Here is an 11,827-nt window from a genome sequence, read left to right on the forward strand (position 1 = left end):
TGATCAAAGTGTAGAGAAATTGCTTTCCCTGTATTTCTGGAACGCGTGATCAAGGTCACCGGAACGTCTAGTATCGGAGCGGAAAGCGCCTATATGGCAATATTGAAACTGCGTTTTTGATGCTCTTAGAGCGGCTTTTTAATTCTCATTTTGCAGTTTTTTAGGTATTTTCGTACATTTGTAGTGTGACGATTTAAGGCTAATATTGTGTTGTATAAATCGTTGAATGATCTTTTATAAATTTATAACTTATTATAATTCAGGGGCTTACAGACGCGGTTCGATTCCCGCTCTGAGTACTGAAGTTAATGTCAAACGCTTCATTAAGCCCTTAAATCAATGATTTAAGGGCTTTTTTTGTTATAAATCCCTCCAAAAGATAGACAGCCCAAACGGGGATCAGTCCGAAAAGGGATCAAGTGGAATTCTTGGGGGGGATAGATTTCTAAGCATAGATTTTAGCTAATCGGAATAAAAAGAAAGTAGTATCTCTTACTCCTCTTGAAGTAGCTCTGAACGCTTTTACCTTGGCGTTGAAGGATTCGGCAGCAGCATTGGTGCTTCGGTTGTTGAAGAAGTTCAGAATAGAGAGGTAATGATTTTCGATGGACCTTGAAACGGTCTTAAATGATTCAATACCAGCAGCCTCCACATCGTTATACCAGATCGCAAGTCGTTTAAAAGCCTGCTGCTTACTCTTGCAGATGGTAAAGATGTTTCCCAGTCGCATGGCCGGCTCATAGGCTTTATATAATTCCGGATACCTGGGGAACAGGATATCTGCTCTTTCCTTTTGTGAACCCGTCCATTTGGATCTGTGTTTATTTGATAGAATATAAACGACTTCCATTAAAGGTAACCAACTATTCCCTTTTTTTCGCAGTTTTTCTCCAGAAAGGAAATTAGATGAAGTGTAAAGTTCCTGCGTTAATCTTTACTGTTGAAAATGACAGCTTAGCCGTTTGGAAGTTGTGAGGATTCCGAAGAATCGTTTGCGTTATTCACGATGTTATCTTATTTGATCACTGTTCTGTTGGCGATTTATTTTAGCGAAGAGCAATTTGCGGGGGGCTAAATAACTAAAGGGCAATTTAAAACCAGCTTTACTAATGTAGTCAATGCCTTAATAAAGACGACTTGCAAGCTTAAAGAAATTATATAAAAGGAATGAGCCCGGTAAAATACCGAGCTCATCTTATGAATAATTAAATTAAGTTCGTGGTAACTTTTGGGGTGCACTTCATTTTTACACAGCCCTCTTTCTTTTACAGATATAGCTCGATGATTACATTATACAAAGACGGATCAATCGCCGAAGCCCATAATTATTGCTGCGCTAATCCGTAGCCATTAGTTACCTTACCTTTGGATTTGCTGACCGTTTCAGATGGAATGGGCCAATAAACTCGTGGCGGGTCACCGGCTGATGTTATGCCCGAAAGAATGTTTCTTTGGTACACGGTAACAGCATTGGCCAAATCAACTCCCCAGTTAGTTTTAGTATAACCATCGGTTTGTAAAGCAGCAGCTTCTGTACCGGCAGGGTCAATATAGCGGAACAAGCCTTGTATGGCTACGTTGTGGGTTGTACCAACTACCTTACTGGCAACAGTTGCATTTGCACTATAATTGTACTGCCCCCTCCATGCCGGATAGGCAGCCGGGTTAGTCAGGGTATCTGTTGCCGCGCAATCATAAGTTAGCGGATTAGTTAATGCAACCTTCTTGATCCATATATAGGCCGGAAAATCATTGCCATTGGCAAAGTGATGGTATCCAAGGGTTTTTATATCGTTAATGGTTGCAGCCATTTCCTGTTGAACTGCTATGGCCCTTTCAGCGTAAGTGCCCGAACGAATCAGGTCCCAGCGGCGCGTCCCTTCGCCAAGCAGCTCAAGTTTACGCTCCTCCAATATGGCATCTTTTAATGTCTGACCTGCAACGTTAATGTTGTGCTGTGTATTGCCAAAAGCCCGCTGCCTTATCTGGTTAACCAGGGTAACAGCATCATTTTCCCCCAATTCAGCTTTAACTTCCGCCAGCATTAAAATAACGTCGGCCATTCTTAAAATAGGCCAGTTTATGCCCGATGCCCGCTGCGAGGCTACGTTTGGAGTAGCCATACGGTTATCGTCCCATTTATTGGTGGCTATACCGCCCAGGCTTTTACTGCCCGGCTTAAAGGCTATCATCTTTTCATTTCCGTCGCCATTGCTTGCTGTAACTGTGGCGCTGGCATCCCTGCGGTGATCTGCATTCTCATACTCGCCATAATAAACAGTAGGAATAATACGCAGTGCACCGAAAGTTTTTGTGGGTGCACTTACAGATGAGCCACCATCAGACGGACGGCCAAAAGCATATGGGTATTCGCTGGTAGTTGTAAGCGTACCGCCTTGTATGTTACCTATTTCAAATATTGATTCGGGGCTCACCGTTAAATCATTAAAATATTGGAAGTGGCGCTGGAACGGGTTGTTGATGTTCGCGCCCCTGCTGTCGGTAGTGATCAAACCAGCAGTGCCTTTGTTATCAATAGCTTTCTGTAGGTAAGTTTTTGCTGTTTGATAGTAGGTTAGGTAATCGGTACGGCGGGCGTATACGCATTTGTTGGCCTCGGTGCCTTTTTTGGTAAAGGTAACGTTGCCGTACAGCCCGCTTACATCAGTCCGTATGGTTTGATATCCACCGGCAAAAAGTGCTATCTGACCAATCAAAGCATCGCAAAATGTGCGCGACATGCGCTCCTGGTTGATATTGCCCTGGCCTATACTGTACATCAGTGGCTCTGCCTTTTTAAGGCCATCAATCAAACTGTCGTAAATATCAAAGCGTGAGGCTAACGAATAATCACTGGCGCTTGTATTTTCATAGCCATACGGCACATCGCCAAAATGCAGTGTTAATTGAAAATAACAGAACGCCCTCATGGTTATGGCTTCACCATACAGTTGTGTCCAATCGGTGGTTTTACCGGCAGCTACATCAGCTTTATAAGCGTCTTTGGCGGCTATGACGTTAGCTAACCTGCTGGCCAGTGCAAGCGTTTGATAAAGAGAGTTAAACCCGGTTGCAACTACGTCAACCCCTAACTGATCGGAACGGCCAATGGCATTCAGGTTATTTGTTGACCCATCTTCAGGGTAATATTCCGCGTCCGATCCAACGGGATCATTCCAGCGGTAAACGCCCATAATGCAATTTTGACGGTAGTTGGAATAGCACCAGGAAAGTGATTTGAAGGTTTCGGAAGTTGTTGTGGTAACAAAATTATCATCCACACTGGATGGCGATGTTACATCCAGATAACTTTTTTTACACTGGGTAAAAGATAGACACAAGGCAACTGCGGCTATATATTTTATATATGTTTTCATGTTTTGTGTTTAAGCTGTTAGAAATTAAGGTTTACTCCTACAACAAATGACCGTGCACGGGGATAGGAACCAAAATCGTAGCCAGTGGTTGGATAAGGCGAACTATTGGCATTGTCATTAACGCCTACTTCCGGATCGAGCCCGCTGTACCCGGTAATGGTAAGCAGGTTATAAACGCTGCCATATACACGCAGGCTGCCGGTGCCAACTTTTTTCAGGACAGATTTAGGGACAGTATATCCCAAAGTAAGCGTGTTAAGGCGAAGGAATGAACCTTTTTCGATACCCAGGGTTGATGTAACTCCCGTTTCGCTGTAAGCCAGAGGCAAATTGGCATTTGCGTTTGCTGCGTTAAACTCATCAGGTGTTTGTAACCGAACAAGCTGGCCATTAACAACATTGTAAATTTTGTAGGCGTTGGCCATGATAGCCAGTTTGTTTTCATAAACGCCTGCTTCCTTAGGGCCATACAACGATGCCAGTTTATTGGCATTGTAAATATCGTTACCTACACTGTAATTGAAGTTTAGCCCCAGGTCGATATTTTTATATGCAACACTAATATTAAAGCCACCTGTAAACTTCGGAGTGGTTTTGCCAATAACAGAAAGATCTTTATCGTCTATTTTACCGTCGTTATTCAAGTCTTTATACTTAGGCAGGCCCGGATAAGCGATCTGGCCGGTCGGACGATCGGTTCCTGTGGCAAGCCCATGCACTACGCCGCCAGAAACGCTTGTAAGGTCGGGCACACCGGTTTTTAGCGTATATAAGCCATTGCTGTAGGTAAAGTCATTAGGGGTGTAAAAGCTATCATAAGTTAAGCCGCGTACCAGGCCAACAGGCTGGCCTACTACAAGCTGGTAATCTGATGCCGGGTAAGTTGCGCTGCCTGCCCAGCTTGTACCATATAGCCCGGTCACGTTACCAGCAAGCTTGTCTACCTTGTTTTTATTAAAAGTAATGTTACCACCTGCAGTAACCCTCCAATTTTGGTTTTTGAATACCGTACCTAAAAGCGACAGTTCTACGCCCCGGTTACTTATTTGCCCGATATTGGCATAAGTGTAGGTGAAGCCGGTAACACCAGGTATGGTAGTTTGGGTAAGTACGTCTTTAGTGGTATTCCAATACACATCAACAGTACCCGATAACCTATCACCAAACAAACTGAAATCCGTTCCAATATCGCGGGTAACGGTAGTTTCCCATTTCAAATTTGCATTAGATAAAACGGTAGGGTTGCTTAACGAATATGCTGCAAGGGTAGTGTGGTTGATGTCGTACTGGTTTCTTGGATCAGTTACAGATCCCCATGATTGTGTGTTAAGCCCCGTAGGGATATTATTATTACCAACGGCGCCGTAAGATGCGCGAAGTTTCAAATTGTCGACCCAATTAACATTTTTCATGAAAGGTTCCTGCGATATCCTCCATGCAAATGCACCGCCCGGAAAATATCCCCAGCGGTTGTTACCGGCAAACCTGGAAGATCCATCGGCACGGAATGTGAGTGTCAATAAATACTTGTCCTTGAAGTTATACATGGCACGGGCAAAGTATGAATTAAGACGGTCGGGGGTATTTACGCTGGATGAAAACGCGAATGAGTTTTTTGTCCTGTCGTATTGGTTGATCTGGGCAAAGGCTGTTTGCCTGGTAAAGTTTGATGGAAAGTAATTTGCCTGTATAGAAATGCCGGTACCTCCCGAATTGAAGAACTCCGTACCTGCCAATAAATTAATTTTATTGTCCTTATTAATATTAAACTCGTAGCCCAATGTGTTGGCCCAGCGCAGGCCCCAACTGTCGTTTTTGCGATAGTCGGCATTACCGGCATACAATTTATTACCGGTTGCATCGTCGTTATAGCCATTATAAGTAGCGCCCGACCAATATTTACGCTGTGTCCAGGTGCCGTTTCCGCTGAAATCGGTATGGTAGGTTAAGCCTTTAATGATCCACCAATTCAATGAAGCTATCCCCACAAAATTTGAGGAAAGGCTAAGCGGGTCGTAATCACTGATACGTGCTACAGGACTATAGCTATCCCATAAAGCGTTTTTACCGTATTGCGATATATTGTTGCTTGCAGTTAATGCAGACAGATTGCCTAAAATATGGTTGGTGGCAATAGGGCGAAAGCGATATGCAGAAGATAATATTGATCCGCTGCCGCTGGTAACACTTTCATCGCCAAGTGTTGGTGTATTGGCGTAGCGGGTGTTAATGTCAAACGTAACATTGTCAAATATTTTTTGGGTAAGTTTAAATGCTGCTGTTGCCCGGCGCTGATATGATTGCAGTTTCATCCCCTCATCATCGCTGTAAGTGGCGGAGAACAGTATTTTTGTTTTGTCGGTGCCTCCAGTTATTGTAAGGGAGTGGTTCCATGATACCGACTGTTTATAGGCTTGCTTTTGGATATCATCTGTTGCAAGGTTCTGGTAACTCTCTATTCCACCAGTATTACTGCCTGCATTTGCGCCCAGGCTGTATAATTGCTCAACGGGTGTTTGATAAGCAGTTCCGTTTGCAGCCGCGTTAGCCCACACATATTGCAGATAATCATAGGGGCTTAGTGCTTGTAAATATTTGCTTGGCGTATTAATTTTAACATAGCCATTATAGCTTACGCTGGTTTTGCCTGCTTTTGCCGATTTTGTGGTAACAAGCACCACCCCGTTTGCACCGCGTGAACCATAGATTGCTGCGGATGAGGCGTCTTTTAACACGTCAATACTTTCTACCTGGTCGCCGGGAATATCATTTAAATTGCCCGGTACCCCATCAATAAGTACCAATGCCTGGTTGCTTTGTGATATCGAAGTTCCGCCGCGTACACGAATGTTAACACCTGCACCCGGGCGGCCATCCTGCGAGGTAATGTTTACCCCCGGCAACTTACCCTGCATGGCCTGTGCCACGTTAGGAACCGGCGTAGCGGCAATGTCCTTCCCACTAACAGAGGCTACAGCACCGGTTAAATCGCGTCTTTTAACCGTACCGTAGCCTATAACCACAACCTCATTCAGGTCTTTTAGGCGTCCCTCCAGTGATATGTTAATGGTTGTACGGTTGTTGATGGTTTCTTCAATGGAAGCGTAGCCAATAAAAGAAAACACCAGTATATCCTGGCCGGGTTTAACTTTTAAGCTGTAATGGCCATCCGCATCGGTAATTGTGCCGGTTGACGTACCTTTAATGGTTATGCTTACGCCCGGTAATGACCGGGCACGTTCGTCTGTGACGGTTCCACTCACTGTTTTGTCTGCCTGGGCAAACAGCCGGCAGGTCATCGCCAGCAAAAAAAAGATGCTGAGTACAAAGCTTCGGTTAAGAAGCCGGATCTTTTGACGCCCGGGCCCGGCATTGAATAATAATTGTTCAGGTAAATTCATTATTAAATTGGTTTGATAATTGGATTATAAATTAGATGGGACTGAATTGGACAATGCAGGCAAAACGAACATCGATCTGCCGGTTTTTTATCAGTAAAAAAGTGTCGGTCATGCCTTTGCAATAAGTTTAAGCTGTAACGGCTCTATTTGTCCGGTCTGCATTTTTAGCCGAATCGAAGGTTAGGTGGGTGTTGTGATTGCACATGAATAAAACGTCGCGCAATAATTGAAAAAAAAAGTAAAATTTTTCTCATAGCAAAAAAGTTAAGTCGCCGACTATTGGTTGTTGCCGGCAAGGTTAATATTGTTTATAATTAGTGATCAGCATCGATGCCCGGATAGGCCAGGTGATCGGTGTGTTAAAAACAAACCTATATAAATATGCCCCACAACAGGGTTGAAATTTGGCCAAAATGGTTTAAAATTAGTTCAATAAGGGTGTTTTTTGTACTTAAAGGACAATTGGGTGCGTTTTAGCGCTTAGTTTAGCGCAGGCCCCCTTGTTAAAATAATTTGAATTAAAATATCAGGGAAACATGGAACTTTGGTTTATGTACACTTTCCACGTGTATCCTGAATTGGTGGGTTGCTATGAGGCTATTGAATGATCTCTGGAGATGACTTTGGCGTTTTTTGATAATCGGAAGGAGAAATATTGAACTTTGCTTTAAAACAGGTAGCAAAGTATTTGGGGCTGTTAAACCCTACGGCATAAGCAATTTGGGAGATATTATCGCTGCCGGCGTCCAGTAATTGCTGCGCCCGTAAAAGCCTGTGATCGCGAACAAATTCAACTGGGCTGAGCTGGGTAAGGCTTTTCAGTTTACGATAAAAAGTTTGCCTCGACATGTTGATCACTTCGGCAACCGACTCGATATTAAAATCAGGTTTGTCCATACCTGCATCAATCAGTTCTAATACCTTTTTCAAAAATATTTCATCTTTTGATGTTACTATGATATCCCCCGGATTTAAACTCACTACTGCCTTACCGCTCATCATTTCATTAACCAGCCTGCTCCGGCGTTCTATAATGTTTTTAAGGGTAGTTAACAAAAAGCTGGTGTCAAAGGGCTTTGTAATGTAGTAATCGGCTCCGTAATTTAAACCCGCTATCTGGCTTTCAACAGCTGTTTTAGCGGTAAGTAATACTACCGGTATATGGCTGGTGGCGGCATCATTCCTTATCTTACCCAATAGCTCCAGTCCATCCATCCGCGGCATCATTACATCACTTAAAATTACGTCAGGCTGTAGTTTCAATATTTTTTCCCAGCCTTCAACGCCATCAGCAGCAGTTTCTATACGGTACTTACCGCTTAACTGCATCCTGATCAATTCGCGCATATCCTGATTATCTTCTACCAAAATCAGTAAGGGTTCGTTATTTAGCCCCGCAAAAATGATTTGTTCATTCTTAAGATCGGTATGGGATGGCTGTAATGATACGGAGCTTTGTTTGCCTTTAGGCACAGAATCACCAACCGGAGCCATGGTTTTAACAGCGTTTACCGGCAAGGTTACCCGAACCCAAAAGCCCCTGGGCTCTCTGTTCTGGGCGCTGATAGTTCCGTGGTGAAGTTCAACCAACTCTTTCGACAAGGCCAGCCCAATGCCCGTACCCTTTAAATGGCCGGTATCAGGGTGTGAGCCTTCGGTATAAAGGTCAAATAAGCTATCAATTTCCGAAGGGAGCACTCCGCACCCCTCATCAGTAATATCAATTATCATATCGCCGGTGTCCTTCATCTGCAAGTGCACTGTGATTTTTTTTCCTTCGGGGGTAAACTTGTAGGCGTTGCCGATCAGGTTATATAATACGGTTTCAATTTTTTCAGGATCCAGCCAAACCATGGCTGTATCTACATCTGTTTTAAAGGCAAATTCAATATTTTTCAGTTGTCGCATCTCTTCAAAATAACCGGCCACATCTGTAATAAGCTCTACCATATTGACAGCCGAAAGATTTAATTTTGCCTTGCCGCTTTGCACCTTCCTGAAATCCAGCAATTGGTTTACAAAACGGACCATACGGTTTGCGTTGCGCTGAACAATTGTCAGGTATTGACGATCATCCCTGCTGAGGTATGCTCGTTGTACAAGCTCATTAATAGGATTGACAATAAGCGTAAGCGGAGTACGCAGCTCGTGCGAAATATTGGTAAAAAAACTCAGCTTTAATTCGGTCATTTTCTGCTCAACGGCTACCTTCTGCTTTAACTTCAGTACGTTTAAAGCGTTTTGCCTGATAGCGGTCAGGATTGCGCAAATGATAATAGCATAAATAAAATATGCCCACCAGGTTGCCCAGGGCGCAGCAAGCACCGTAATTGTCAGGCTTTTATAAGGGACGTTTATAAACCTGTCGGGATCATTACATTTTACTTCGAAAGTATAGTTGCCGGCGGGGAGGTTGGTATAAGTGACCCGCTGTTGGTCGCTATCCTCATGCCATTCGTTATCAAACCCCTTTAAACGATAAGCGATGGTTAAGTGATTACCCGAGCGGTAATCCAAAATAGCATAGTCAAGGCTAAAAATATTTTGATCATGTTTTAACCTGACACCATCAGCATAGTTAATATCGTGATTAAGGATCCGGGTGCTATCTTTGATCCCTACATCTTTATTGTTCACCTGCAGGTTGGTTAGCACTAAATTTGCTTTAATCGCATCGTTTTTAACCTGGCCCGGATCGAAAATCATATAGCCCCTTACTGCACCAAACACCAGTTTGCCATCTTTTGTTGCCTGGCATGAACTTTCAGAAAACCCTTTTTTGGGAATACCATCATAAGAATTGAAATTTTTGAACTTTCGGGTATTCAAATCAAACATAGATAAACCGGCCTTAGTAGCCAGCCACAAATGATGATATCCATCGCCGATACAACTCATTACGTAATCATTAGCTAAACCTTGTTTTGAAGTGTATGCTTTAAACTTTTGCTGGCCGGTTTGCGGGTCGCCAACAGCCTGGTTTAACCCGCCGCCAGATGTTACAAGCCACATTTGGTTTTTGCTATCGCGATAAATATGCTGAATATCGTTATTGCCCAGGCTTTGAGGATTGCCGGGGACTTTCTTGTAAGTTTCGTATAAAAGTTTACCGTTTTTATAATTCAGAATTACCAGGCCACCTGTGGTTGCTATCCATAAACGCCCTTTCACATCGGTTGCTAAATGCCTTATTTTAAGACAGGTTTGCGGGTACCCGGTTCCGTTTTCAGAAAGCCTTGTGAATGAAATGTTACCATTGTTCCTATTGAGCAAACATAGCCCGTTATCAAACGTACCTATCCAGATACGCCCGTCCTTGTCTTCTTTTATCGAATAAATTTCATCGCTGTTAATGGATGCCGGATCGGAGGGGGCATAGCGGTAGTTTATCAGCCGGTAATGAAGCTCTGAAGAATCGGTAGGCGTAGCCTGATATAAGCCTTTAGTTTTAGTTCCCATCCAAATAACCCCGTTATGGTCCTGCGTAATACAATAAACCCCACCAATATTCTGCCCTACAAAATTTGTGAAAGTTACCGGTAGCCGTTTCCCGTTTTTGTAAACTAAAACCTGCCCGTTTTTTAATCCAAACCATAGTCTGTTTTGCCGGTCGGCACAAATTCCTCTCACCTCATTATCTGATTGGAAGTCGGCATGCTCATTTAGTAAACTGGTTTGAAAAACGTTTGGCGGAAAAATTATTTTTTCAAGGCCATGTTCATCTGTATGCAACCAGAAGATACCGGCAGGGTCATAATATACGGTAGTTACGAGGTTTGAAAAACGCCGGCTATTTGAACCGGGCTCATTATAAAAGTAGTTAAACTGTTTTGAAACATTATTATAATAGCCAAATCCGCCATCTCTGAGCACACACCAAACAACACCATTTTTATCTTCTATCACCTTAAAATGATTAGCAAAATTGGTTTTTTGGGCATCGTTTTTTTGAACAAATGTTGTGAATGTTTGAGTTAGCAGATCAAAGCGGATAGCCCCTTTTGTGCCCGGTTCAATCCAAAGCCCGCCTGAATGGTCTTCGAAAATTGCATGTAATGATTCGCCAGCATGATAAATCGTGCGCGATAACAGACCAATCCCTAAAGTAAATGATAGCAGTTCGCCGTTTCCCGTTGTTAAATAAGCTTTTGTATGGCTGCGGTTAACCAGTATTGCATTTATATCAGCAGTACTTATTCTTTGTTTGGAAAACTGTTTTTCCTGCTTATCATACAAATACAAGGTGCCGCTTTTTGTGCCAAAAAATAGCTGCGATTTGCTTTCGGCAACACAGGTAAATGCTTCTTCAGGATGTTGATCTAAATCAGCTATTTCATAGCTGCCGTTTTTTTGCCGTTTTTCAAGGCATACAAGGCCGTGCTCTGTCCCTATCCATTTCTTCCCCTCACTATCCCCGTAAAAAAATTTAAACTTTTTTGAAGGCAGCTTTGAAGTTGACGTAGCGTTTTGCACATAACTCCTGTAGCTTATTCCCGCGCTATTGATCCTGCTAACGCAAATAATTCCGTTGTTTAATGTACTAACCCATAGAGCGTCCTGATCCAGGGATAAGATCTTATCAAAAATGATCTTCTCTTTTAGGTTGAGGATAAGAGCGAGTGAAAGAAAGCGACCTGTCTTTTTATCGAACCGATAGATCTGGGAATCATAAGCTTTGATCCAAAGATGATCGTAGTTGTCTTCGGTAATCTGATCGATACGATTATTATTGATTTGCGACGAATCGCCGGCTAAAGACTTGAAGACCGTGAATTTGCGCCCATCAAAGCGGTTAAGGCCATCCCAGGTGCCAAACCACATATATCCCTGCCGGTCTTTAAATATTGATGCAATAACATCATGAGATAAGCCGTCTTCGGTTGAGTAATGTTCGGTTATGCAATGTATTTGGCAAAACGCAGCTCCGGTTAATAACCAAAACAAAAACATGCATAAAAAACACCTGAACTTCATATAATTTCTACCTCACTAAAAACATTGACTTACAATTAGGCTATATTGGCAGATTGCCACACGGTTAAATCTATA

Annotated in this window: 4 protein-coding genes; all 4 read right to left on the reverse strand. The window is 43.0% G+C overall.

Annotated features, from left to right (window positions below; all coding sequences use genetic code 11):
- Positions 1-445: 445 nt before the first annotated feature.
- Positions 446-850: an ISL3 family transposase gene (locus tag AC1DO4_RS11955; RefSeq protein ID WP_477416019.1), complete on the reverse strand. Its 405-nt coding sequence runs from the start codon at positions 848-850 to the stop codon at positions 446-448.
- Between the two features lie 475 nt (positions 851-1,325).
- A complete protein-coding gene (locus AC1DO4_RS11960) occupies positions 1,326-3,377 on the reverse strand; it encodes a RagB/SusD family nutrient uptake outer membrane protein (protein ID WP_477416021.1) in 2,052 nt (683 codons plus the stop codon).
- 17 nt (positions 3,378-3,394) lie between these two features.
- Complete coding sequence (locus tag AC1DO4_RS11965; RefSeq protein ID WP_477416023.1) at positions 3,395-6,778, reverse strand: SusC/RagA family TonB-linked outer membrane protein; 3,384 nt, start codon at positions 6,776-6,778, stop codon at positions 3,395-3,397.
- A 597-nt stretch (positions 6,779-7,375) separates the two neighbouring features.
- A complete protein-coding gene (locus AC1DO4_RS11970; RefSeq protein ID WP_477416025.1) occupies positions 7,376-11,752 on the reverse strand; it encodes a hybrid sensor histidine kinase/response regulator transcription factor in 4,377 nt (1,458 codons plus the stop codon).
- Between the last annotated feature and the right edge of the window lie 75 nt (positions 11,753-11,827).

This window comes from Mucilaginibacter sp. P5_A6, assembly GCF_056400585.1.